The sequence below is a fragment of the Actinoplanes sp. NPDC023801 genome (assembly GCF_040639655.1).
Lineage (GTDB): Bacteria > Actinomycetota > Actinomycetes > Mycobacteriales > Micromonosporaceae > Actinoplanes.
In genome coordinates this window covers 104,648-127,843 of the sequence record NZ_JBFAAI010000015.1, presented here as the reverse complement: position 1 = coordinate 127,843, position 23,196 = coordinate 104,648, and the positions used below count along the sequence as shown (strand labels likewise).

General features: G+C 69.9%; 29 protein-coding genes and 2 pseudogenes. 19 read left to right on the top strand and 12 right to left on the bottom strand.

The features are described 5' to 3' along the window. Positions 1-8: 8 nt before the first annotated feature. The 7 genes and pseudogenes from AB0G04_RS25735 to AB0G04_RS25705 all read left to right on the top strand — a co-directional run bounded on the left by AB0G04_RS25735 (position 9) and on the right by AB0G04_RS25705 (position 6,208). The gene (locus tag AB0G04_RS25735) at positions 9-668 is read left to right on the top strand and encodes a glycosyltransferase family 2 protein (RefSeq protein ID WP_360987485.1); all 660 of its coding nucleotides are present in this window, start codon (positions 9-11) and stop codon (positions 666-668) included. Next, a pseudogene (locus AB0G04_RS25730) lies at positions 665-1,310 on the top strand (TIGR04282 family arsenosugar biosynthesis glycosyltransferase). Before AB0G04_RS25735 ends, AB0G04_RS25730 begins: the two are co-directional and overlap by 4 nt. Then, positions 1,307-1,942, top strand: a complete 636-nt coding sequence (locus AB0G04_RS25725; RefSeq protein ID WP_360987483.1) for a class I SAM-dependent methyltransferase — start codon at positions 1,307-1,309, stop codon at positions 1,940-1,942. Before AB0G04_RS25730 ends, AB0G04_RS25725 begins: the two are co-directional and overlap by 4 nt. Further along, on the top strand, positions 1,915-3,069 hold the full coding sequence (locus AB0G04_RS25720; protein ID WP_360987481.1) for a molybdopterin-dependent oxidoreductase: 1,155 nt from the start codon (positions 1,915-1,917) through the stop codon (positions 3,067-3,069). The genes AB0G04_RS25725 and AB0G04_RS25720 overlap by 28 nt, the downstream gene beginning before the upstream one ends. Before the next feature lie 491 nt (positions 3,070-3,560). Then, a complete protein-coding gene (locus tag AB0G04_RS25715; RefSeq protein ID WP_360987686.1) occupies positions 3,561-4,271 on the top strand; it encodes a response regulator transcription factor in 711 nt (236 codons plus the stop codon). A gap of 68 nt (positions 4,272-4,339) precedes the next feature. Then, positions 4,340-5,281, top strand: coding sequence for a HAMP domain-containing sensor histidine kinase (locus AB0G04_RS25710; RefSeq protein WP_360987684.1), 942 nt, complete (start codon positions 4,340-4,342; stop codon positions 5,279-5,281). A 438-nt stretch (positions 5,282-5,719) separates the two neighbouring features. Next, positions 5,720-6,208: a ricin-type beta-trefoil lectin domain protein gene (locus AB0G04_RS25705; RefSeq protein ID WP_360987479.1), complete on the top strand. Its 489-nt coding sequence runs from the start codon at positions 5,720-5,722 to the stop codon at positions 6,206-6,208. Positions 6,209-6,484: 276 nt separating this feature from the next. Here the strand turns inward: AB0G04_RS25705 and AB0G04_RS25700 are convergent, their stop codons facing one another. Then, positions 6,485-7,282, bottom strand: coding sequence for an alpha/beta hydrolase (locus AB0G04_RS25700; RefSeq protein ID WP_360987477.1), 798 nt, complete (start codon positions 7,280-7,282; stop codon positions 6,485-6,487). Positions 7,283-7,447: 165 nt separating this feature from the next. On the opposite strand from AB0G04_RS25700, the gene AB0G04_RS25695 reads away from it, so the two are divergent. After that, the gene (locus AB0G04_RS25695) at positions 7,448-7,864 is read left to right on the top strand and encodes a hypothetical protein (RefSeq protein WP_360987476.1); all 417 of its coding nucleotides are present in this window, start codon (positions 7,448-7,450) and stop codon (positions 7,862-7,864) included. A 395-nt stretch (positions 7,865-8,259) separates the two neighbouring features. On the opposite strand, the gene AB0G04_RS25690 is transcribed toward AB0G04_RS25695, so the two are convergent. After that, complete coding sequence (locus AB0G04_RS25690) at positions 8,260-8,688, bottom strand: organic hydroperoxide resistance protein (RefSeq protein ID WP_360987474.1); 429 nt, start codon at positions 8,686-8,688, stop codon at positions 8,260-8,262. Between the two features lie 94 nt (positions 8,689-8,782). Here AB0G04_RS25690 and AB0G04_RS25685 point away from each other — a divergent pair, with 94 nt between their 5' ends. Together AB0G04_RS25685 and AB0G04_RS25680 are read left to right on the top strand one after the other, a co-directional pair. Continuing rightward, a complete protein-coding gene (locus tag AB0G04_RS25685; RefSeq protein ID WP_360987472.1) occupies positions 8,783-9,502 on the top strand; it encodes an alpha/beta hydrolase in 720 nt (239 codons plus the stop codon). A gap of 9 nt (positions 9,503-9,511) precedes the next feature. Next, positions 9,512-10,192 (top strand): winged helix-turn-helix transcriptional regulator, encoded by a 681-nt coding sequence (locus AB0G04_RS25680; protein WP_360987470.1) that lies wholly within the window; start codon positions 9,512-9,514, stop codon positions 10,190-10,192. A gap of 60 nt (positions 10,193-10,252) precedes the next feature. On the opposite strand, the gene AB0G04_RS25675 is transcribed toward AB0G04_RS25680, so the two are convergent. Beyond that, positions 10,253-10,891: a maleylpyruvate isomerase family mycothiol-dependent enzyme gene (locus AB0G04_RS25675; protein WP_360987468.1), complete on the bottom strand. Its 639-nt coding sequence runs from the start codon at positions 10,889-10,891 to the stop codon at positions 10,253-10,255. Between the two features lie 103 nt (positions 10,892-10,994). Here AB0G04_RS25675 and AB0G04_RS25670 point away from each other — a divergent pair, with 103 nt between their 5' ends. From AB0G04_RS25670 to AB0G04_RS25660, 3 genes are all read left to right on the top strand, one after another. Further along, positions 10,995-11,684: a helix-turn-helix domain-containing protein gene (locus tag AB0G04_RS25670; RefSeq protein WP_360987466.1), complete on the top strand. Its 690-nt coding sequence runs from the start codon at positions 10,995-10,997 to the stop codon at positions 11,682-11,684. A 423-nt stretch (positions 11,685-12,107) separates the two neighbouring features. Then, a complete protein-coding gene (locus AB0G04_RS25665) occupies positions 12,108-12,674 on the top strand; it encodes a DUF6434 domain-containing protein (RefSeq protein WP_360987464.1) in 567 nt (188 codons plus the stop codon). A 165-nt stretch (positions 12,675-12,839) separates the two neighbouring features. Further along, entirely contained in the window at positions 12,840-13,418 is a 579-nt protein-coding gene (locus AB0G04_RS25660; protein WP_360987462.1) for a hypothetical protein, read from the top strand. Positions 13,419-13,476: 58 nt separating this feature from the next. Here the strand turns inward: AB0G04_RS25660 and AB0G04_RS25655 are convergent, their stop codons facing one another. Then, positions 13,477-13,878, bottom strand: a complete 402-nt coding sequence (locus AB0G04_RS25655; protein WP_360987460.1) for an SMI1/KNR4 family protein — start codon at positions 13,876-13,878, stop codon at positions 13,477-13,479. Between the two features lie 95 nt (positions 13,879-13,973). On the opposite strand from AB0G04_RS25655, the gene AB0G04_RS25650 reads away from it, so the two are divergent. Then, entirely contained in the window at positions 13,974-15,251 is a 1,278-nt protein-coding gene (locus AB0G04_RS25650; protein ID WP_360987458.1) for a hypothetical protein, read from the top strand. A gap of 362 nt (positions 15,252-15,613) precedes the next feature. Here the strand turns inward: AB0G04_RS25650 and AB0G04_RS25645 are convergent, their stop codons facing one another. Then, the gene (locus AB0G04_RS25645) at positions 15,614-16,306 is read right to left on the bottom strand and encodes a hypothetical protein (RefSeq protein ID WP_360987456.1); all 693 of its coding nucleotides are present in this window, start codon (positions 16,304-16,306) and stop codon (positions 15,614-15,616) included. 261 nt (positions 16,307-16,567) lie between these two features. Further along, the gene (locus tag AB0G04_RS25640; RefSeq protein WP_360987455.1) at positions 16,568-16,729 is read right to left on the bottom strand and encodes a hypothetical protein; all 162 of its coding nucleotides are present in this window, start codon (positions 16,727-16,729) and stop codon (positions 16,568-16,570) included. Here AB0G04_RS25640 and AB0G04_RS25635 point away from each other — a divergent pair. Together AB0G04_RS25635 and AB0G04_RS25630 are read left to right on the top strand one after the other, a co-directional pair. After that, entirely contained in the window at positions 16,719-17,081 is a 363-nt protein-coding gene (locus tag AB0G04_RS25635; RefSeq protein WP_360987453.1) for a hypothetical protein, read from the top strand. The genes AB0G04_RS25640 and AB0G04_RS25635 overlap by 11 nt on opposite strands. A 110-nt stretch (positions 17,082-17,191) precedes the next feature. Further along, positions 17,192-17,827: a sugar O-acetyltransferase gene (locus tag AB0G04_RS25630; RefSeq protein ID WP_360987451.1), complete on the top strand. Its 636-nt coding sequence runs from the start codon at positions 17,192-17,194 to the stop codon at positions 17,825-17,827. Here AB0G04_RS25630 and AB0G04_RS25625 read toward each other — a convergent pair. Continuing rightward, entirely contained in the window at positions 17,776-18,153 is a 378-nt protein-coding gene (locus AB0G04_RS25625; protein WP_360987449.1) for a hypothetical protein, read from the bottom strand. The two genes, AB0G04_RS25630 and AB0G04_RS25625, sit on opposite strands and share 52 nt — an antisense overlap. 132 nt (positions 18,154-18,285) lie before the next feature. Here AB0G04_RS25625 and AB0G04_RS25620 point away from each other — a divergent pair, with 132 nt between their 5' ends. Continuing rightward, on the top strand, positions 18,286-19,551 hold the full coding sequence (locus AB0G04_RS25620; protein ID WP_360987447.1) for a PHB depolymerase family esterase: 1,266 nt from the start codon (positions 18,286-18,288) through the stop codon (positions 19,549-19,551). 4 nt (positions 19,552-19,555) lie between these two features. Here the strand turns inward: AB0G04_RS25620 and AB0G04_RS25615 are convergent. Beyond that, positions 19,556-19,645: pseudogene (locus AB0G04_RS25615) on the bottom strand (3-ketoacyl-ACP reductase); the annotation flags it as partial. Between the two features lie 39 nt (positions 19,646-19,684). Between AB0G04_RS25615 and AB0G04_RS25610 the strand changes: the two are divergent. After that, on the top strand, positions 19,685-20,038 hold the full coding sequence (locus AB0G04_RS25610) for a TetR-like C-terminal domain-containing protein (protein ID WP_360987445.1): 354 nt from the start codon (positions 19,685-19,687) through the stop codon (positions 20,036-20,038). On the opposite strand, the gene AB0G04_RS25605 is transcribed toward AB0G04_RS25610, so the two are convergent. Next, entirely contained in the window at positions 20,035-20,238 is a 204-nt protein-coding gene (locus AB0G04_RS25605) for a hypothetical protein (protein ID WP_360987443.1), read from the bottom strand. The two genes, AB0G04_RS25610 and AB0G04_RS25605, sit on opposite strands and share 4 nt — an antisense overlap. A gap of 70 nt (positions 20,239-20,308) precedes the next feature. Further along, positions 20,309-20,662, bottom strand: coding sequence for a helix-turn-helix domain-containing protein (locus AB0G04_RS25600; RefSeq protein WP_360987441.1), 354 nt, complete (start codon positions 20,660-20,662; stop codon positions 20,309-20,311). A 74-nt stretch (positions 20,663-20,736) separates the two neighbouring features. Here AB0G04_RS25600 and AB0G04_RS25595 point away from each other — a divergent pair, with 74 nt between their 5' ends. Further along, a complete protein-coding gene (locus AB0G04_RS25595; protein WP_360987439.1) occupies positions 20,737-21,594 on the top strand; it encodes an NAD(P)-binding domain-containing protein in 858 nt (285 codons plus the stop codon). A 26-nt stretch (positions 21,595-21,620) separates the two neighbouring features. On the opposite strand, the gene AB0G04_RS25590 is transcribed toward AB0G04_RS25595, so the two are convergent. Together AB0G04_RS25590 and AB0G04_RS25585 are read right to left on the bottom strand one after the other, a co-directional pair. Further along, the gene (locus AB0G04_RS25590) at positions 21,621-21,761 is read right to left on the bottom strand and encodes a hypothetical protein (RefSeq protein ID WP_360987438.1); all 141 of its coding nucleotides are present in this window, start codon (positions 21,759-21,761) and stop codon (positions 21,621-21,623) included. A 65-nt stretch (positions 21,762-21,826) separates the two neighbouring features. Further along, positions 21,827-23,191, bottom strand: coding sequence for an MFS transporter (locus tag AB0G04_RS25585; protein ID WP_360987436.1), 1,365 nt, complete (start codon positions 23,189-23,191; stop codon positions 21,827-21,829). Positions 23,192-23,196: the final 5 nt, after the last annotated feature.

The following is a 23,196-nucleotide window of genomic DNA, read 5'->3' as shown; positions in this document are numbered from 1 at the left end:
TCCGCCGCATGACCGATGTGGTTCTTCCCTGCCGTGACGAGGCCCCGGCCCTGCCCGGCCTGCTGGCCCGGATGCCGGCCGGCTACCGGCCGATCGTGGTGGACAACGGCTCGACCGACGGATCCGCCGAGGTGGCCCGCGCCTGCGGGGCCGAGGTGATCACCGTGCGCGAACCCGGCTACGGCGCCGCCGTGCACGCCGGTGTCCTGGCCGCCGACCCGGCCGACGGGCTGGTGTGCGTGATGGACGCCGACGGCTCGTTCGACCCGCGGCAGCTGCCGCGACTGGCCGATCCGGTGCGGGCCGGGCAGGCACACCTGGGCACCGGCCGCCGCCGTCCCGCCGCCCGGGGCGTGTGGCCGCTGCACGCACGGGCCGCCAACGCCGTTCTCGCTCATCGGCTGCGCCGCACCACCGGGCTCGACCTCCACGACATCGGGCCGATCCGGGCGGTACGCCGCGACGATCTGCTGGCCCTGGACCTGCGGGACCGCCGTTTCGGCTACCCGCTGGAGCTGCTGATCGCGGCCGGCCGGGCCGGTTGGCGCGTGATCGAGGTCGACGTCGACTACCACCCGCGGGCGGCCGGTACCCGGTCGAAGGTGACCGGCACCCTGCTCGGCACCGCGCGGGCCGTCCGCGACATGGGCGCGGTGCTGGCCCGATGAGACCACGGATCCTCGTCCTGGCCAAGGCGCCGGTCCCCGGGCGGGTCAAGACACGCCTGTGTCCACCGTGCACACCGGCACAGGCGGCCGGGATCGCCGCCGCCGCGCTGGCCGACACCCTCGACACCGTCACCGCGGGTACGGCCGGTTCCCGCGTCCTCGTCCTCGACGGCGAACATCCGGCCCCACCCGGCTGGGCGACGGTCAGCCAGCGCGGCGGCCCGCTCGGCGAACGCATCGCCAACGCGTTCCGGAACACCCGTGCCCCGGGCACCCGCGGTGCTGATCGGCATGGACACCCCGCAACTCGCCGTCGCACATCTCGACGCGGCGGCGCGGATGCTCGGCACGCACGACGCCGTGCTCGGACTGTCCGCGGACGGCGGCTGGTGGGCCCTGGGCCTGCGCGAACCCGGCGATGCCACGGTCGTGCGAACCATCGCGACCTCCACCGCGACCACCGGCCGGGAGACCCTGGCCGCATTGCACCGCCGTGGTCTGCGGGTGTGGCTGCTGGACCGGCTGCGCGACGTCGACACCGCCGCCGACGCCCGCGCCGTGGCCGCGCTGTGCCCGCCCGGCAGCCGGTTCGCCCGTGCCGTCGCGGCCGCGGTGCCGTCACCCGGGACGGTCGCCCGGTGAACGCCGTCGCGGTCTTCGACACCGCCATCAGCCGGGCCGAAGCCGGCGTCGCCGCCACGTTCACGGCCCGTCATCCGAGCGGCGCCGTACTCCGGTTCGCCCCGGCCGCCTGGTGCCGGGACGCGATCGCCGGCGACACCGCACTGCTCGAGCGCTGCACCGGGCCCACCCTCGACGTCGGCTGCGGTCCGGGCCGGCTCACCGGTGCGCTGACCGGTGCGGGACAGCCGGCCCTCGGCATCGACATCAGCGCCTCGGCGGTCCGCCTGGCCCGGCGCCGCGGCGCGGCCGCCCTGCAGCGGGACGTCTTCGACCCGCTGCCCGGCACCGGCCGGTGGCGGCACCTGTTGCTGGCCGACGGCAACATCGGCATCGGCGGCGACCCGCGCCGGCTGCTGCACCGCTGCCGGCAGCTGCTGGCCCCCGCCGGCCGGATCCACGCCGAACTGGCGGCGCCCGGCACCCCGGCCTGGGCCGGTGTCGCCACGGTGCAGGGGCCGGCTGGCGGCCCGCTGCGCTGGGCCTGCGTGCCCCTCGACCAACTCTCCGCGGTGGCGGCGAGCGCCGCGATGCGCCTGCTCGAGACCTGGACGGAGGCGGATCGATGGTTCGCCACCCTGACACCCCGATGACCGGCGGCCCGGCGGTCTTCCGGTCACGGCTGCGGTCGGTCCGGCTGACCGCACTGCTCGGCATCGCGCTCGGCGTCACCTTCGGCATCTGCTTCCTGACCGGCCTCGTCAGCCATCTCGTGCAACATCCGCCGGGCTGGTTCCGATGGCCGTCACGCCCGGTGGGGCTCTACCGGTTCACCCAGGGCCTGCACGTCGTGACGGGTCTCGCCACGGTGCCGCTGCTCGGCGCCAAGTTGTGGTCGGTCTACCCGCGCCTGTTCACCTGGCCGCCGATCCGGTCGATCGCGCACGCCGCCGAACGGGTGAGCGTGGCGGTTCTGGTGGCGGCGGCACTGTTCCAGGTGGTCGGCGGCGTCCTGAACATCGCGCGGTGGTACGCGCCGATGCCGTTCTTCTTCACCGCCGGCCACTACTGGGTGGCCTGGCTGGCGGCCGGCGCTCTGCTGGTGCACATCGGCGTACAGCTGCCGGTCGTCCGTGCCGCTCTGGCGGGTCCCGCCCCCGAGCCGGAGCCGGACGCGATGAGCCGGCGACGGCTGCTCGGTGGTGTCGCCGCCGCGGCCGGGCTGATCACCCTGACCACCGCGGGCCAGACGGTCCGGCCACTGTCCGGCCTGGCGGTGCTCGCGCCGCGCCGTCCGGACATCGGCCCCCAGGGGGTGCCGGTCAACAAGACCGCGGACCATGCCGGTGTACGCACACTCGCGCTGAGCCCTTCGTACCGCTTGGTGGTCACCGGACCCACCGGTCGCACCACCCTGGACCTCGCCGCCCTCCAGAACCTTGCGCAGTACACCGCGGAACTGCCGATCGCCTGTGTCGAGGGCTGGAGCGCCACCGGAAGGTGGAGCGGGGTCCGGCTGCGCGACCTGGTGGCTCTGGTGGGCGGTGACCCGGAGCGGGCGAGCGTCGAGGTGGAGTCGCTCGAGCCGGCCGGCCGGTACCGCGCCTCGGCCGTGGCGCCGCCGCACGTCCGCGACCCGCTGACACTGGTCGCCCTGCGGCTGAACGGGGAACCACTGCACCTCGACCACGGCTATCCGGCGCGGCTGATCGCCCCGAACCGGCCCGGCGTGCTGCAGACCAAATGGCTGACCCGGATCGCTGTGGGGGAGCCGGGATGAGGACCCGCATCGCCCTCATCGCCGCCGGTGTCCTGCTGATGGGGTACGCCGTCGCCGGAGCCCTCACCGACCCGGGCCTGGCGCCGGCCGGGGTGCTGATCTTCCTGGCGGGCGTGGTGGCCGGTCACGACATCGTCTGGATGGCCGTGATGCTGACGGCCGGAGCCGCGATCGGCCGGTTCGTCCCGGACCGGTACCGGCCGGCGGTGCGGGGCGCCGCCATCAGTGCCGCCGCGATCAGCCTCGTGGCCGCGCCGCTCGTGCTCGGCTTCGGCCGGTCCGCGGACGATCCCTCGGTGCTGCCGCTGCCGTACGGCCGGAATCTGATCGTCGTCCTGCTGTTGATCACCGGCACGGCCCTGCTGATGTGCCTGCCGCGCCGGTCCGGTGGCTGCCGTGGACGAACCGGTCGCGGCCGCGGCCCGGCCGTAAGGAATCCGAAAGGCCCGGCGGGGACGGTTCGCCGGAACGCGGTCGGTAGCGTGGCGGGAATGGGACCTCGGGTGCTGGTGGTCGACGACGACCCCACGGTCAGTGACGTCGTCCGGCGTTACCTGCTGCAGGACGGCTGCGACGTCGAGCTGGCCGCCGACGGCGCCGACGGACTTGCGGCGATCGCCACCCAGCGGCCCGACCTCGTCGTGCTCGACCTCATGATGCCCGGCATCGACGGCCTCGAGGTCTGCCGCCGGATCCGGCGGCAGCTGCCCGACCTGCCGGTCATCATGCTGACCGCACTCGGCGAGGAGGCCGACCGGGTCCTGGGGCTCGAGGTCGGCGCCGACGACTACGTGACCAAGCCGTTCTCGCCCCGGGAACTGGTGCTCCGGATCCGCTCGGTGCTGCGCCGCAGCGCCGGGAACACCCCGGATCCGGCCGGCGCCGTGAAGCTCGTCGACGCGGAACTGGCCGTCGACATCGCCCGGCGCGTCGCCCAGCTGAACGGGGCACCGCTGGCGCTGACCGTCCGCGAGTTCGAGCTGCTGGTGCACCTCATGCGGCACCCGGGACGCGCGTGGTCCCGTACCGAACTGCTGGAAAAGGTGTGGGGGTGGCAGTTCGGCGACCAGTCCACGGTGACCGTCCACGTCCGCCGGCTGCGCGAGAAGATCGAACAGAATCCCGCCGAGCCGCGCCGCATCCGGACCATCTGGGGCGTCGGCTATCGCTACGACCCGCTCGACGAGGAAGCCCCCCGGTGAACGACACACTGCTCATCGGCCTGTACGCCCTCGCGGCCGGCGGCGTCGTCGGCCTGTCCGGTGCCGCGATGCTGCGCCTGCTGCGTGGCCGGTCGATCTTCGTGCACGTGATGGTGATGCTCGCCGTCACCGTGCTCGCCGTGGTCGCCGGCGTCGCCACCGTGGCCCAGGCGATGTTCCTGTCCCCGCACGACCTGTGGGTCGTCCTCGTCACAGTGACCGCGTCGGCGCTGATCAGCCTCGGCGTCGGGGCGGTCTTCGGCAGGCGGCTGGCCGCCTCCGCGGTCTGGGCGCAGGCCGCCCGGGACCGCGAGCGGCGGCTCGAGGCGGGACGGCGGGAACTCGTCGCCTGGGTGTCACACGACCTGCGTACCCCGCTGGCCGGGCTCCGGGCGATGGCCGAGGCCCTCGAGGACCGCATCATCAGCGACCCGGCCACCGTCGACGAATACCACCGGCGGATCCGGGTGGAGACCGACCGCATGACCCAGCTCGTAGACGACCTGTTCGAACTGTCCCGGATCAACGCCGGCGCGCTGCGGCTGGCACCCACCACCGTGCCGCTGCGGGAGATCGTCTCCGACGCTCTCGCCGGCGTCGCCCCGCTCGCCGCGAGCCGCCGCATCCAGCTGGTGGCCGCCGACAGCGGCTGGCCGGTGGTGCGGGCCGGCGAGCGCGAGCTGGCCCGCGTCGTCAGCAATCTGCTGATCAACTCGGTCCGGTACACACCCGAGGACGGCACCGTGCACATCACCGCCGGCCACGAGCACGACGATGTGTGGCTGGCCGTCTCCGACACCTGTGGTGGCATCCCCGAGAACGACCTGGACCGTGTCTTCGACGTCGCGTTCCGCGGCGAACGCGCCCGCACACCCGGAGCGAACGGCTCCGCGGGCGGCGGTCTGGGCCTGGCGATCGTCCGAGGCCTCGTCGAAGCACACGGCGGCCGGGTCGGCGTCCGCAACACCGGCCGCGGCTGCCAGTTCGAGGTCCGCCTGCCCGCGGCGTGACCTCGGCGGATCCCGCTCCGCGACCGATGGCGTGGTAGGTGCTGCCGCGGTATCCGCGCTCGCGGAGTTCCGCCTGGACAGGCTGAGTTCGCCGGCGATGGCCCGAATGGTGGCACCTTTACGCGAGCGGTTCCTTGACCGGCCGGCAGAGACATCTGTTCCGAGCCTGCGCCCGTCACCGCCGGCTCGGCGGGTACGGCCAACAGGCGGCGCGGCGTATCACGTCCGGCGTCAGCCGCCTCGACGGCGGCACACGACTGGAGGACGCAACCGAATCCGGCCACCGTAGTTATCCACAAGGGACTGAATGGCTGCCATCCGATCGTTCGGGCGGTTTACTGTGTTCACCCCTGATTAAGCATCGCCCGTGAGGCTCATCGAGCATCGTTGATCACCAACGGGGGTACTCAGATGTCACGATCGTTCGAGGTTTCCGCCATGCAGCGGACAGCCATTCTGACGGCGCTGCTCGCCCTGGCCGTCAGTGTCCTTACCTTCATCGATCCATCACCGGCCAAGGCCGACATCATCCGCACCATCACCAACGTCGGCACCGGCTGGGAACTCAGCACCAACGACGCCGACAAACCGCAGAGGCCGGTCTACACCGCTCATCCGAGCGACTCGGAATACCACGAGTGGTACATCCAGGACGGTGTCGGCACCATCCACAACAACGAGAGCCGCTGGTGCCTGAGCAGCAACTGGGGTACCGGCAGTTCAGGGAAGGTCTTCACCACCGCCTGCACCGGCTCCCCATACCACAAATGGCGGCGTGTCACGGGCACCGTCCCCGGCGGCTACTTCCAGATCATCAGCAACGAGACCGGCTGGTGCCTGAGCAGTAACCGCGGCAACGGATCACTGGGCGACGTCTACACCGTTCCGTGCAGCGGCTCGGTGTACCACAACTGGCGTCTTTCCTGATCCACCCGCACGCGCCTGCGCCGGGCCGGTGCTCACCGGCCCGGCACAACGTGCTGGGCGGGGCATCGTCTGCTGGTGCAGAGCGAGGAGCTGTGGCCGGGGCTGGTCGACACGGGTGCCCGAGGTGTTCTCAACCGCCCTGGCCGACCGGATCGCCGCCGAGACGGGCGCCGCGGTCGTCTTCGGAGGCGGCGGCGCATCCTGTCCGGGGTGCGGTCCGGCCGCCGCGTAGCAGCGGCCCGGGCCGAGGCGCTGAAGTGGCGTCTCCGGGGTTCGTCAGCAGTCGAGGAACTCCAACAGAACCTGTACCGACGCGTCGTGTTGCTCCAGGTGTACGTCATGGCCGGCATCCGGAATGACGACATGCCGAACGTCGGGGCGTAACGCCAGCATCTGCCGGACCTCGGCCGCCGGCAGGGTGCCGTTCCCGCCGCGGACGAGCATGGTGGGAGCCTCGACTGCTTGCCACTCCTCCCACCGCGATCGTTCCGCCACGGCGGTGATCGCTGCTTGCATGACGTCTGGTTCGAAGCGCGGCCACAGCCCGTCGGGGCGATCTTCCAAGTCACGGACCCAGGATCGGGCGATCGGGGCTGAGCCGAGGAACTCGGCTGCCGCCGCGGCATTCGCGAACGGAACCGGCCACGACCTGAACCAGTCACCGAGTTCGGCCGGGTAGCTCGCGGCGTCGTCACCACCGCCGACACCCGCTTCCAGCATCACCAGCCGGCGCACCAGGGCGGGATGCCGAGCCGCCACCAGCATCGCCGTGTGCCCGCCCATCGACTGGCCCACCAGCGACACCGGACCGCCGGCGGCGAGTTCCTCGACCACGGCCACCACGTCGCGGACGTACGCCTCGCGTGACAGGTCTCGCGGGCGGCGAGTGGAGAAGCCATGACCACGCTGATCCACCGCGATGAAGCGACAGCCGCGCTGGAGGAGAGATTCCGCGATAGGCAGCATTTCTTGTGCGCTCCCGGCCAGGCCATGGAGCAGGACCACCGGGTGACCCGATCCGCTGTCGACGCAGGACAGGGTGATGTCGGCACAACGAACCTCCACGCGACTCACGTGACCATTGAATCAGCCGCGCCGACGCCCTCGACTGCTGCCGAGAAGTCGCGCCTTCAGCGAGGCCGTCATGTCCGGTGGCTTGACGGTCGGCCGTGCCCGGCGCTCTGTCACGCGAACACCTGCTGGCGGTGACGTCAGAGTGCGGACCTCTACACTCCGGCGATGGATGTCGTCTGGTCCGCGACGGAGCTGAGGTCGCGCCGATTCCGCCCGGCACCGGTACGTTCCGGCCCGGCGGAGCTGGACCATCACTTCCGCCAGCTGCGCCGCCGCCGCATCCGTGGCTACATCGAAGTCAAGCATGGGAACGTCGAGTCGCCGCAGTTGACTATCGGTTTCCGCGGGGAGTACGCGGTTGTTCATATGCTCGTCGTTGACCCGTACGCCCAGTCCTTTCTGCTCGCCGGGGACGGCACCGTGCCGCACGAGGCATACGTCCAGGTGCCGGTGATAGACGAACTGGCACGGTTCACCGGCGACGTCGTCATGGATGTCCACCGCGCATGGGCCCTGGTGCAGGCCTATCTCCGTACTGGACGGGCCGGCGAGCTCGGCGAGTGGCATCCGCTCCAGGCATAGGTGCGGTAGGTATGAGATCGGCTACCCGTTCGCGGCCGGAAGTGGCGGTGACCGATGTCTAGGATCGCGGGCGTGCACACCACACTGCCCGGACCTGTCAACGTGCCGCGGGAGTTTCCTTCCCGAGCTGCCGTTCCCGGACGGCATGGATGTGCTGCAGGTGCTGTGGCGCCCGTTCGATCATGAACCGTTCGCCGCGCCGCGGCCGCAGGTGCGGTGGCGTCGGCCCGCCCGCCTCGGTGCGAGCCGGCCTGATGCTCGGCGATGCCGGCGGGATCTACCTGTTCGTCTGCACCAAGTGCCCGACTCGACCATTCGACTATCAATTCGACTGCGGATAAGACATCACCCGCACGCAGCCCGCTCCCCTGGGTGGCAGGGGAGCGGGTCCGGTGTCACAGCCGTGTGCCGTTGACCGTCAACGCCACGTCGATGTTGCCGCGGGTGGCATTGGAGTACGGGCAGACCTGCTCGGCCGCCCGGGTCAGAGCCACTGCCTGCTCATCGGTGACGGACGGCAACCCGATGTCCAACTCGACCTCGAGCCGCAAACGGCCGCCGTCGCCGGGGATCAACGAGACGGACGCGTCGATTTCCGCGTCGTCCGCTCGGAGATGGCCGCTCTGACCGACCAGAGCGAGCGTCGCGCCGAAGCACGCGGCGTAGCCGACCGCGAAGAGCTGCTCGGGGTTGACGCCCGTACCGTCGCCGCCCAACTCCTTGGGGTGCCGCAAATCCAGGGTCAACTGTCCGTCCGCGGTGCGCCCGCGCCCGTTCCTGCCTCCGGCGACGTGCGCCCGGGCCGTGTACAGCGGTGTAGTCATCCTCAACTCTTGTTCGTAATTACCGATATCTGAACCTCGCACTTCAAAATCCAGAAGTCAACGGCTAGGCTCAGCGGTGATGACGGGAGAGGCGATGGCGAAGCAAGGAGAGATCCGGATGACCACCTTCGTCCTGGTCCACGGCGCCTGGCACGGTCCGTGGGCGTGGAGCCACGTCGAAAAGGTGCTGCAGGCCGCCGGAGCTCGCACCCTCACTCCCGATCTCCGTGCCGCCGGCGATCAGGGGCTCCACGATCACGCCCGAACGGTCATCGCCGTTCTCGACAGCGTCGCGGAGGGCGACGTCGTGCTGGTGGGCCACAGTTACGCGGGCCTGGTCGTCCGTGAGGCGGCCGACGCGCGACCCGGCGCCGTCGGCCACATCGTCCTCGTGGACGGATGGGCGGGTCCCGACGGCTCCAGCATGTTCAGCCTGGCCCCCGAGTCCTTCGTCGACGCGGTCCGCACCGCCGCCGAGACATTCGGCGGCGGCCATCGGATACCGGCCCCACCGCCGGCCGCGTTCGGCATCCACGACCCGGACACCGCAGCTCTGCTGACCGAGCGCATGGTCTCGCAGCCGCTGCGCACGTTCACCGAGCCGACTCGTCTGACCGGAGCCGTCGACCGGATCACCGGAACCGCCATCCACTGCCGGCCGCAGTCCTATCCGTTCGACCGATTCGGCGCGGACCTGGGCTATCGAACGCTCGCGCTGGACGGACCGCACGACGTGATGCTCACCCATCCGGACCACCTGGCCCGGATGCTCCTCCGAGCTCACCGCTCCGGAAACGAGAAGCGCGAAGTCTAAAGTAATGAAGTGGAGCAGCGAACATACAACCAGTACTGCGCGACCGCGCGCACCCTCGATCTCGTCGGCGAACGCTGGACCCTGCTGCTGATCCGCGAGCTGCTGACCGGCCCCAAACGGTTCGGCGATCTACAGGCCAGCCTGCGCGGTCTCGGCACCGGACTGCTCGCCGCCCGGCTCAAACACCTGGAACACGAGGGGCTCGCACGCCGGGTCACCCTGCCGCCACCGGCTCGCACACCGGCGTACGCCCTCACCGAAGCCGGCGAGGAACTCAGCCCGGCAATCCTGTCGCTAGCCCGGTGGGGCCTGAAATGGGCGATGGGGGAGCGGCGCGAGACCGAGACGTTCCACCCCGGCTGGGCGTTACTGGGCCTGCGGGCCTGCTTCGACGCCGAGGCCGCCGCCGGGCTCCGCGCGGTGTACGAGTTCCGCGTCGGCGACGAACCCTTCCATGCGCGCGTCGACGACCGAACGATCGAGACGGTGCACGGACCCGCCCAGCGCCCGGACGCAACCATCACGATCAGCAACGACGCGTTCCTCCGCATCACCGGCCACGAACTCACCCTCGCTCAGGCGATCGAGAACGGCGCTGCTTCCGCGACCGGCGACAGCGAAGCCCTCCGCAGACTGAGCACCCTCTTTCCCCTGCCGCGACCGCAAAGCCGTGAAGCGCGCTCCCTCTGACCGATGCGGGACCTTGCCGATGGCCCGAGGCGGCAGCATTGCGTTGGACAGCGCCGCCCGCTATCCGAGCCGGTCGATGATCATGTCGCGGCCCTCGCCCTCCAGGTGCTCGATGTATGCGCGCCGACCGGCCATCGTCATCACCAGTGCCAGGGTCGTTCCGGAAACTGTTGCGCCCTCTCCCGCCGTGAACGGGCCGTCTGTTGCTGTCAGTCGCAGCCCTGACGCGAGAGTCTTGCTGGGGACGGCGAAGTCGCGCCGGGCGTAGAAGTCGGCCACTGCGGTGAGCGCCCGGACGTCCGGTTCCGTGCCGATGCCCAAGGGGTGCCGGATGTCCTGGCTGTGGACGAGTACCTCGCCCAGGTATGCGGCCGTGTCCCCGGAGGGGGCGACCGTCGCGTCGACGATGGCCTCGAATCGGCGGAGTGTCTCTGCGGGAGTGGACCCGAGATGCTCGCGCAGGCGGCGTTCGTTGTGCACGGCGGGCCTGAAACCGGCGAGCAGGATACTGCGGATCCATCGCCACCGGCCGATCGTGGCGGCGGCGGTCAGGTGGGCGACGACGTGTTCCACGTCCCAGCCGGTGCACAAGGTCGGTTGGTGCCATCCCGCGGGGTCGAGGCCGGACAGGTCGTCTGCCAGGGATCGGCGCGCGGCGCGGATGAAGTCCCAGAGCCCGGTGCCGGTCGCGTGGGTCATGGCACGCATCCTTTCGGTTGCGGGTCGCCGGTCGGCAGCGATCACCGGGACCGTGCTACCAGATCAATAGTGGGCGCTACTTTAACAGTAGTACCATGGGCGGATGGTGTCCCGGCGGAGCTATGGCTCTTACAACGACGGCTGCGCGGCTGCGCACGCACTGGACCTCATCGGCGAGCGGTGGACGATGATCGTGGTGCGCGAGCTGCTGCTAGGACCGAAGCGCTTCGCCGACCTGCAGCGCGACGTACTCGGGATCGGGCCGGCCATTCTCACCCGAAGGCTCCAGGAGCTGACCACGTACGGGATCGCCGTGCAACGTCGTCTACCCGGACCGGGCCGGGTCGACGTCTACGAACTCACCGACTGGGGCCGTCAACTCGAGGCCGTCAACTCGACCCTGTCGGCATGGGCCGTGCAATCACCTTCGATGCCCTTCGACGCCGACATGAGCCCGGACACGCTGGTCCTAGCCATGCGCACCCATGCCCGCCCTGCCCACCACCATCCCGGCCCCCGGACGGTGTCGCTGGCGCTGACGGACTCCCGCCAGGAAAGCCTCTCGCCCGTGCACTACCACGCCGTCATGACGGCTGACGCCACCACGATCGACCGGGTGGACGAACCGGGCATCACCGACGCGGCCGTTGCTGCTTCCACCCGGGACTGGAAAGCCTGCATCATCGGCGGCACCCCCCTCGCGCGGTTGCCCGCGATCTCGGTCGTCGGCGACAGGGACGCCGCGGAACTTCTGATAACCGCGACCTCGCTGCGCAGCGAGGCCGGCGCTTGACCCCGCCACCGGTCGTCTCATCTGCTGCCTTCCAACCAACCGAGATACCAGGTCCGGAAATCCGCCAGCGGTGCAAGTCCGTTGTCCGCGCCGCGATCATCCATCCACACCTCGCCCCGGGCCGCGCCGGTGACAACCAGGATCACTTCGCAGCGCCGAACTCGGCGAATCCGGGATCAGCCGCGGCCTTGCGGGCGAGCCCGCGCTGGACCTCCATCACCTTCCACATGCCGCCCCAGCTCCGTTACGCCGAGCAGGAATACCGGCCACAGGTCGCGTGCCGGTCTCGCATTCTGACCGATTGGGGTAAGCGAGGGCGACCGGGTTGACGGCACCGGCCGAAGGCTTGCCCGAGCGCGCATCGGCGACTCGTCCGGCCGCCGGGGCCGCTTTCTGTCGTACCCTCCTGGCATCCTCGACGCCATGTCCGAGACAAGGCCCCCGCTGTCGGCAACGCTGACCGGCGCTGAATTGCGCCGGTGGTATTGGACCCTGCAGGAACTGACGGCTCTCGCTCGTGAACTCGCCGTTCCGCGCGGCGGCGGCAAGCAGGCTTTGACCGATCGTCTTGCTGCCATCCTCGACGGAGCGCCGGCTCCCTCGCCGCCAGGCCCACGCATCTCAGGCCGGCAATTGAGCGCCCCGGTCACGAACCAGACCGTCATCCCAGCAGGGCAACGCTGTAGTCAGGTACTTCGCGACCACTTTCAGCGGGAGATCGGCCCCGCATTCACGTTCGACGCCTTCATGCGCGCATTCATCGCCAGCGGCAACGGCCGGACCCTTGGTGAAGCAGTGGCACACTGGCACGCCACCCGCGGTGCGGCGGGCCAACCCCAACCGATCGGCGCACAATTCGAACTCAACGCCTTTCTCCGCACCTGGCGACACGACCATCCGGACGGCACCCGCGAGGAGGCTCTGACCGCGTGGCGCCACCATCGAGCACTACCAGTCGAAGCGCGCACAACCGCCGCCAAGGGTCAGTAGCGACTACGGATCTGCCGTGACCAGCGCGCTGACATCCGTCGCCCTGGTCCTCCTCGCATGGCATCCGAGGCGCGCTGAAGGTCGATGAACGAGCACCGCTCGCCGGTATAGCGTTGGCGGGTGACGGAGCATTGCTACAGCGCGGCGAACATCACGGTCCTGACGATGGCTGACTCCGTCCGCAAGCGGCCTGGCATGTATTTCGGCGTCGGCCGGGGCGATCCGCGTCTGGCAACCGAGGTGCTGCGCGCGGTCGTCGGCCACGCATTCCATCCGGCAGCCAAGGTGGCCGCCAGCCACACTCCGCACGTCGTCGCGGACATCAACGCGGACCTCGCCTTCGCGGTGACCGACGACCAGGCGGACACCCTTACCGAGCCCGGCCTGCCCCGGCTGGGTTACGAGGGGTCGTTGCTGACCGCTGAACGCTGGTCGAGCGCTGCCGCGGCAGCGGTGAGTTCGCGAGCTGTGGTGGAGGTGTGGCGAGCCGGCCGGGGTTTCCGCCAGACTCTTGCCGGGTTGCGTCCGGTCGAGCCGCCCACAGAGTTCGACGCTCCCTCGGGCGCCGGCACCCGGGTGGCCTTCACGCTTGATGCCGCCTTCTTCGGCTCATCCGTCATCACGACTGACATCGCGGCTCTTGACGTGCACAGCCCTTGCTGTGCGGAGGCGGCCGGGGCCGGTGAGGTCATGGTCCGGGATCACCGAAGTGGAAGTGGCTCAACAGAACGCCGAATCGCTTGAACCGAACATCCGGAGCTGCCGCAGTTCGCGTGTTCGGCGCCTCAGGCACGTGACCGGCCTACCGGGATCGACGGCTCTCCAGCGCTCGATCGCTGGAACTCCTCAGCCCGTACTCGGCCATGAAATCGAGGAAGTCTGCTGCGACGGGTTCATGGCCGCCGGCGTCGTGAAAATGGAACCAGACCTGCTCACTGCAGCGGCCGTCGGTCACCGGGAAGCCCCAGTGGTCGCCGGTGCCGACCGGGGCCACAGCGACGAAGCGACGGTCGGCGAACTCTCGGACATTGACGGTACGCAGGTCGTCACTCGTTGAGGGCACAGGTATGAGCGGAAGCAATTCGACGAAGCCGAAGACACCTCCGCCGTAGCGCATCATGAACGCCTTGTACTTGTCCGGGAGAACTACCGCCAACTCCCGATCGACGCTCGCAGCCTCCTCTTGAGGTCCCGTCCCCCTCATTACATTCACTGAAGCTGATATCGTCGCGCGGGCCTCGGTACCCGATCCCGGTGTGTCCGAGGCAGCAACGCCAACGGGGAAAGGAACCACCAGTTATGCGCCGCACTCTGTCCGCGCGTCTGTGCTGTCTCACCGTCACCGGTGCGCTCGTGATCGCACTCCCGGCACCCGCCCATGCCGCCGTCCTCGCCACCGACCTGGTGTCGGTCACGGCGGACGGTACCCAGGGCAACGAGAACTCCATCCTGCCGTCCGTCGACGCCGACGGACGGTTCGTGGTGTTCCAGTCGCAGGCATCGAACCTGACGTCCGACGACGACAACGGTAAGTACGACATCTTCCTCACCGACCGTGGCAGCGGCTCCCTGGAGTTGATCTCCCGCGGCGCGGACGGCGGGCCTCTGCCGGGCAACTCCGGCGGTGCGCGGATCAGCGCCGACGGCCGGTTCGTCACCTACTACTCGTGGACCGGCACGAGCGCGGAACCGCCGAAGGTCCAGGTGTACGACCGGGTCGCCCGGGCGACCGAGCAGATTCCGGCCGGGGCGCGGGGCGGCATGTTCCCGACCATCAGCGGCGACGGCCGGTACGTGACGTTCGCGTCCGGCTCCGAGGACATCGTGCCGGACGCCAACGGCTGGTACGGGGACGTCTTCCTCCACGACCGCCAGACCGGTGAGACGAAGATCGCCTCCAGTTCCGCCGACGGCACGCAGGGGGACCGGTCCAGCTCGAAGGGCGTCGTCACCGCCGACGGCCGGCACGTCGCGTTCGCCTCCAGCGCCACGAACCTGGTGCCCGGCGACACCAACGACGCGGAGGACATCTTCCTCAAGGACCTGACCACCGGCGACATCCAGCGGATCACCGTGACGAGCGACGGTTCGCAGCTGACCGACTTCTGGATCTACAGCGACCCGTCGGTCAGCGCCGACGGCCGGTACGTCAGCTATTCCACCACCGGCGCGTTCGACCCGGCCGACGTCAACGAGGACATCGACGTGTACGTGCGTGACACCGTCACCGGCACGACCACTCTGGTCTCCCGCCGCGCGAGCGGCGAGCCCCTCAGCTCGGGCTGGGCGTCTTCCCCGGCGGTCAGTGGTGACGGCGGTTCGATCGCCTTCTGGTCGAACTCCGGCCAGATCGTCGCCGGCGACACCAACTACACCGGCGACCTTTTCGTGTACGACCGGACGAGCGGCATCACCGAGCGCGTGTCCGTCACCAGCTCGGGCGCCGAGGCCGACGGCGCGGACAGCGGCGTGCTCAGCCACGACGGCCGCCTCGCCTTCTACCGGGCCGCGGCCACGAACCTCGTCACGAACGACACGAACGGCAAGGACGACATCTTCGTCACCCGTCGCTCGTAAACCCGCACCACCATTGCCGGGCACCGGCAATACGCCGGCTTCCTCCCAGCGAGGAAGCCGGCGCCCTTCTTGAGGCCGCCGGTCCGGGCGTCAGGGTCGAGGTCGAAGGGGTGATGTTGTTCGGCCCCCGCAGGGCTCAGTGCTGCTGCCTGACGTACTCCTGGTATCGGTCCTCGACCGGGCAGCGGTCGGCGGGGCCATCTTGCAGGCTGCAGAGCCGGCAGACCTCGCTGCTGTGGTCGATCGAGGTGGGCAGGTTCAGCAGTAGCCGTTCGAGGATCCCTTCGAGCAGGCCACGCTCGTGGGAATCCCGGTTGTCGAGCGCAGTGATTTTTCGGCCCGCGCCGCCGAGAACGGCGATGTCAGTTGGGTGTGCAGGTGCCGGGGCCGGCCGCGCGTACCAACTGCAGAGTGTCCGTGGTCCGGCCCGGTAGCTCGCGCAGCAACCATTGCGCGGCGGGGCTCTCGGGGAAGATGGCGATGTTGGCGCGGTCGCGCAGAACTCGGGCGGTCTCCTCGGTGACCAGCTGGGCGAAGAGGTCGATCCGGGCGCCGCGGTCACGATCCGGCTCGGCGGCGGCCGGCTCGAGGCCGATCCCGATCGTCCGCGCCACCCAGCCCCGGTCGGTTTTCTCGGCCTGTTTGTGGAAGTAGTACGGGTCGCCGCTGCCGCTGGCACGGTCGAAGATCAGCAACTGGTAGCCGTCGGGAACGGTGCCCGTGCCGGAGTAGGACTGGCAGTACGGCACCGGGTCCAGTTGAGGGTTGAAGCGCAGCTCCGCTCCCGCCGCTGTGTCAGCCGCCGAGGCCGAGGCCGCTACGGCACCGACACCGCCGGCACCGAGCCCGACGACGAGTACGGCCACAGCCGTCAGCATCGGACGTCGCCGTTGCCAGGACACCACCAGCGCGAGACCACCGACGGCGACGGCCGCACAGCTGAGGCCGAGCAGCCAGCCCAGTTGCCCGACGACGAAGGAGATCACGGCGAGGGCGGCAAGGGCCAGGCCGACGACGTCCGCAGTGGCACCGAGGGAGGGACGGGGGACGCGCAAGGGGGACCGCCTCAGGACGACAGGGACATCGATTCAATCACCGTAATCGATCAGCCGAGCGGGCCCGCGCTGATGCCTTCGATCAGTGGGGGACAAGGGGGACAGAAGAACAGGACGGCTGAATACGGCTGCTACCGTCGGATTCCATCGACGGATCAGGACGCGCTGGGGGTCCATTGTGATGCTTGGTGGATCCCGACGCTCGGGAGCCCGGCGACGATCCTGATCATCGCCGGCGCCGCACTGATGGCCGGGGGCGTACTACAGGCGCTGATGCTGTGGGGCGCGACCCGTATCGCGAACCGGGTCGAAAAGGATCTCCGGACCGTCGCGGATCCGTTCTTCCCGGCGGTCCTGCTCGCCTTCCAGAAGCGCCGGCTTCCGGGCCGGCATCGGACTCTGGAACTTCGTGGTGACGAGCACCTTCTTCGTCTCCCTGGCCGGCGTCCTCGCCATCCTGATCACGGTCTTCATGAATTCCTCCGCCTGGGATCCGCTTCCCGGTGCCGGCAGCGTCGTCTTCACCGTTCTGTTCACGGCCGGATGCCAGCTGTTGATCCTTCTGCTGACCTACCTCGGGCACCGCACCAACAAGCAGTGGGAGGAGCGTCTGAGCCGGCACTGCATCGGTATCGTTCACGCCGGACTCGGCGACTCCTTCGACGGTTTCCTGACCGAGCAGCACATCGAGCTCCCAGCCGGCCTCCGCACCACCCTGGACGAGGCGGCCCGCGGCCGCGCGGCGCTCGACCGCGTCACCGTTCCACCGGATTGAGTTGCTGCTCGCTGCTTCTCTTGAGGATCATCCGGCGGACCGCCTGACTGCCGCATCGTGGCGGGCCGGCACGGAGCGACGACACGGCGGATCAGGAAAGGGCGGGACCGATGAATGATCACGACGAGGTACTGGAACGGATTCGGAGCGGGCTGCTCTACACCGAGTCCGAGGCCGCATTCCAGAACTCGCGGCGCCGTGCGGACCTGATCTTCGAGTACAACAGCACCCGGCCGGGGGACGCCGAGGCGCGCCGGGCACTGCTGGAGCGGATTCTGGGCTCGGTCGGTGCCCGTACCGTATTGCTCTCGCCCTTTCATGCGGGCTTCGGCAGCAACGTGCACATCGGCGACGACTTCTTCGGCAACGTCAATCTGACGTTCGTCGACGATGTCGAGATCCGCATCGGGGACGGAGTCATGATCGCCCCGGGCGTCACCCTGACCACCACGGGCCATCCCATCCACCCGGACCTGCGCGAGGACTTCCGCCGCTTCTCCGAGCCGATCGTGATCGAGGACAAGGTGTGGATCGGCAGCAACGCCGTGGTCCTGCCCGGGGTCCGGATCGGCTACGGCTCGGTCATCGGCGCCGGGAGCGTGGTCACCCACGACATCCCGCCGCTGTCCGTCGCCGTCGGTGTCCCGTGCCGGGTGATCCGGACGATCACCGACGACGACCGGACAACCCGGGTTCAGGCGTCGGGCGCCGCGGCACCGCGCAGCGCCGGTCCGCGGACCGCGTAGGCGAGCAGGCCGGTGACGGCGACGACGATCGCGGTGACCGTGGCGACACGACTGTCGTGCTGCTGCGACTGCCAGGTGAGGACCTGACCGGCCATCGCCGTCCCGCCGAACGGGAACATGACGGCCGGCAGCGTCCAGCCCACCGGCAGGAACCACGAGCGGGCCGCGCCGAGGACGGCGGCACCCAGGGCGGTCGGGCCGATCAACCCGGCCGCGTCCCGGACGACCAGCGCGGCCGGCCCGAACCGGGCGCCGGTCAGCAGGGTCACCAGCACAAGGGCGGTCCGCTTCGATGCGCCGGCCCTCGACGTGGGCCCGCGCCTCATGTCCGAATGCTGTCGACGAACATCCCACCGAAGTCGTACGGGAAAGCGCCGCTCTTCCGCCGCCCGGTGCCGGCGTGATAGACCAACGTCGTTGTCTTGAACCCGAGGCGGACGCGAAACATTGGAGTCGGCATGGTCACTCCCGTCAACCGCCGTACCGTTCTGGTCGCCGGCGCAAGTGTCGCCGCCGGGCTGTCCCTGCCCGGCACCGCTGCTCAGGCCCATGGGCGCATGGGTGCGAAGGTCGGCTTCACACTCGACGCACGAGTGCTGGACGGCGGCGAGCAGGTCGTCTCGGTCACCCTGCGCACCGCACGGCTCGGCCCCATCGACCCGGCGACGCTGACCACCGGCACCTTCGCCGTGCACGCCAAAGCCGCCAGCCCGATTCCGATCGCCGGCGGAGACCAGATCTTCAGCGAGTATGCCCTCGACCGCCCCGTGACGGCGGTCCGCCTCGACCGCCGGGGCGACATCGTGCTCGACCTGGCACACGGCGAAGGGCAGCTCGGTGGCGGCACCCTCGGCTACATCCTCAGCCGGGGCCGCAACGTGCGGCTCGACCTCACGTACACGATCACGCAGAAAGCTCCGGTGCTGCGCCGCGACGGGCGCCCGATCGCCGTCGCCGCCTTCGTCCAGGGTCCGCTGACCAACCCCGAGGTCGACGCGTTCAGCCACCATGTCTCGCGGTCGGGCATGAAGTACCGCCTCTACACGCCCGACCGGCACAGCGGCCGCGGCCGGCGCCCGCTGGTCGTCTGGCTGCACGGCGGGGGAGAGGGTGCCTCCCTCGGTGACGGCTACTACGACAACGAGACGACGTTGCGGGCCAACCGTGGCGCGCTGGGCTTCGCCACGCCGGAGGCGCAGCGGATCTTCTCCGGCGCGTACGTCGTGGTCCCGCAGAGCACCTCGTACTGGATGGCGGACGGACCCCGCTTCGCGCCGCTGATCCGCGAGATCATCGGCGAGGTGGCGCGGCGTCACCCGGTCGACGAGGGGCGCGTCCACGTCGCCGGCTGCAGCAACGGCGGGTACATGAGCATGAAGATGACCACGGCGTACCCCGGCCTGTTCGCCTCGTCCGTGCCGGTCTGCGGCATCGTCACGTCCCTGAGCCCGGGCGGGCCGCGGCTGATCACCGACGCCGAGCTGACCGGGATCACCACACCGACCTGGCTGGTCACCTCCCGCGACGACCCGACCGTGCCGCCGGAGCCGAACACGATCCATGCCCACAACCTGATCCCCGGTTCCTTGATGAGCCTGTACGACCAGGTCGTCCGGAACGGTCACCGCTTCAACGGCCACTGGTCGTGGATCTATCTGGCCCGCAACGACCCGAGCATGAACGGAACCCACATCTGGCAGTGGATGGCCCGCCGACGCCGGTGAACGGTCAGGCGGCGCCGCCGTTGGCGTAGAGGACCTGCCCGTTGATCCAGCGGCCGGGCCCGGCGACGAAGGCGGTCACCTCGGCGATGTCCTCCCGGACACCGGCGACCTGCGGGCCGGCCTGACCGCACAGATGCGCGCGTTCGTCCGGCTGCTCACCGAAGGCCGGACCGGGCCGGTCATCGCCGGGCTCATCGGCGGCGCACAGACCGACCCGAAACTGTCCGCGGCCTTCTCCCGGTACTACTCGGCACCGCGCCGTGCACTAGCGCTGGCCACCTTCGAGAAGGCCTGTGAACGCGGCGAACTCCGCGGCGATCTCGACCCGCGCATCCTTGTCGGCCAGCTGTGGGGCGCCTGTTGTCACCGTCTGCTCATCCTGGACGAGCCGCTGACCGAGGAATTCGCGGTCGCCCTGGTCGGCAATGCCCTCGAGGAGCGCTGGCCCACCAGGGTTCGCCACGGAGTTCTGGGAGACGGAAACTAGTCCGGCGCACCAGGGACGTCCGCGACCTGCTGGCCGGTGTCGTCGACCAGGCCCGGCGCCATGCTGCCGCCGTGTGCCTCCTGCTCCGGATGCTCTTGCGACGACTGCGCGGACGTCGGATTCTCGCGTTCCTCGTCGGCCGAGCCGGGGCCGTCCTGGGTGGTGAATTCGGCGAAGTTCTCAGGGTTCGGATCGCTCATGGCTCCGGGCTTACCCGATCATCATCGGTTGATGCCAGCGAGCGCTGCGGGCCGGAGGCGCGATCGATGACTAGATCCCGGCCTTGCCGGCGCCGATTCGGTCGGCGCGGGCGGTGCCCCAGGTCCCGAGCGGCTCCAGAGCGCGGTTGAGGGAGACGCCGTCCTCGGTCAGCGAGTACTCGACCTTGGGCGGCACCTGCGGGTACACCTCGCGGTGGATCAGGCTGTCGTCCTCCATCTCGCGCAGGTGCTGGATCAGCATCTTCTCGCTGACGCCGGGCAGGCCGCGGCGCAGCTCAGCGAAACGCCGGGTGCCGTGGGCGTGCAGCTCCCAGAGGATCAGTACCTTCCACTTGCCGGAGATCACGTCGATGGCGGCGTCGAGACCGCAGATGTACGGCCCGCGGCGGGCAGTCGTCCCCATGCTTACCTTTCGGTCAGTACCCCACTAAATAGTCGGTACTGGCCCATCGTAGGAGTGCCGTCGAGGATCGAGGCATGACAAAAACTGCGGTAACCGTTCTGGGCCTGGGCGCGATGGGGACCGCGCTCGCGTCGGCGCTGCTGGAGGCCGGTCACCCGACAACGGTGTGGAACCGCTCGCCGGGCAAGGCGTCGGAGCTGATCGGGGCGGCGGAGGCGGCCACGGCAGCCGAAGCCGTCGCGGCCGGCCCGGTTGTCATCGTCTGCTTGTCCGACCACGCCTCGGTGCACCAGGTCCTCGACCCGATCGGGGAGCTGGCCGGGCGGGCGGTGGTCAACGTGACCACGACAACTCCGGAGCAGGCACGAGAACTGGCGGTGTGGGCCGGGAAGGCCGGAGCCGTCTATCTCGACGGAGGCATCATGGCCGTTCCGGACATGATCGGAAGCCCGGGCGCGTCGATCCTCTACAGCGGGTCGGCGGCGGTCTTCGCCGATCACCGGGCGGTGCTGGAGGTGTGGGGGACGAGCCGCTACGTGGGTGTGGACCCGGGGCTGGCGTCGCTCTACGATCTGGCGCTGCTCAGCGGGATGTACGTGATGTTCGCCGGTTTCCTGCACGGCGCGGCCATGGTGGCGCCGACCGGGATGACCGCGGTCGAGTTCGCGCGGATGGCGGCGCCCTGGCTGGCCGCCATGACGGGGGCCCTCGCCGGGTTCGCCGCGGTTGTCGACAACGGGGACTACACCGTGCCGGGCCAGCAGAGCCTCGCCTTCTCCGACCTGACCGACCTGATCGACGCCGGCCGGGCGCAGGGGATCGGTACCGAGATGGTGGACGTGGTGCAGCGGCTGATCCGGCGGCAGGTCGACGCCGGGCACGGCGCTGAAGGTTTCGCGCGGATCATCGAAAGCATCCGGGCCGGAGCGTGACCTCCGGCCCGGGCACACGGGAACGGTCAGGCCTTGGCGCGCCTCCGCCGGAGCACCACGCTTACGACGGCGCCGGCCGCGAGCAGAACCAGCGCCCACGGAGTCGCCGCGGCCGCCTCGGGAACCGGCAGCCGGGCGGGGGAGTCGGTGCTGTCACCTTCGGTCATGGCGTCGACCCTAGGTGACCGGATCAACCCGGCGTCCGGCGGCTACCGCGAGCACCGGATCGGGGTCAGTCAGGCGGTATCGTGGCGGCGTCGACACGACGGCCCGCCCGCGTTTCCGGGTCCGGGGCGGGGGTGTCGTCCGGCGCCGGCGCGTCGGCGGTGGAGGCTCGCGCGTCGGCCAGGACCTCGGCGGGGACGTGCTTCACCAGGAACCGCCGCGCCATCGCGGTCGACGGGTGGATGCCGATCGTCGCCAGCACGATGATGCCGGCGATCAGCAGCCAGCCGCCGGCACCCCAGTTCATCGCGAGGAACGTGAACACCGCCGGCGCCCACACCTTGCCCAGGGTGGCGCTCATCTCGCCGGCGCCCTGGTAGGCACCTCGCTGACGTGGGTCCATCAATTCCGCGTCGAACGTCCAGTGGGCGGCCGAGAGATACAACTCGGCACCGGTGACCGTCACATGTCCCAGCCAGACCAGGACGATCGTGACCCAGCCGACGGTGTCGTGGGTCGCCAGGGTGATCAGGCAGGAGATCACGAAGAAGGCCGACGACAGCCGGATCGCCCGCAGAGCCGTGGGTACGCCGGTGACTCCGCGTGCCGCTGCCATCGGCAGGAAGATGCACATCACCGTGTTCGTGGCGAACAGCAGGGCCAGCAGCACCCTGGGGGCGTCCGTCTGCTCCACCAGCCACAGCGGGATCACGACGTTGAGCAGCACCTGGTTGGTCCAGAACACGCCGGTGAAGAAGGTGGTCAGGAGCCAGCCGGGGTTACGCAACGGTCCCGGCCCGGGGATCTTGACCTTCCGTTCCACCGCGGTCCGCTTGTCATGCGCGGCACGCGGCAGCCGGATGATGGCGGCGCCGTTGACCAGGAACACCACGGCGGTGAACCAGGGCAGCGCGTGCAGGACGTCGTTGGACTGGAACGCCAGCGCGACACCCCCGACCAGTGAGCCGAGGGTAAAGCCGACGTTCAGGGCCGAGTACATGTACGCGCGGGACGTCACCCGCTCCTCGGGCGGCAGGGCGTCGATCGTGTAGGCGCCGTGTGCGGCGTTGCCGAGTGCGCCGATGACCTCCATGCAGACGGCCATGGCGACGTACCCGCGGAAGTCGGTGATGAAGGGCCAGACCGCGAACATCGCCGCCTGCCCGGTCGCGCTGACGGCCCACATCCTCTTCGGCCCGAAGCGGTCGACCAGTTTGCCCATCGGCAGTGCCGCCAGGAACGCGGCGATCCCGGCGATGGTCAGCCCGAGACCGACCTGCGCGGCGGACAGCCCGACGATCTGGGTGAAGAAGACCGCCGAGCCGGTCATGAAGGTACCTTCGCCGACGGCGAAGAGCAGCGATTGAACGGACAACCGTCCGGCCAGCTTCGACGGCGGGCGCACTTGACGGAGGACGGCGTCGAGACTCACCCGGC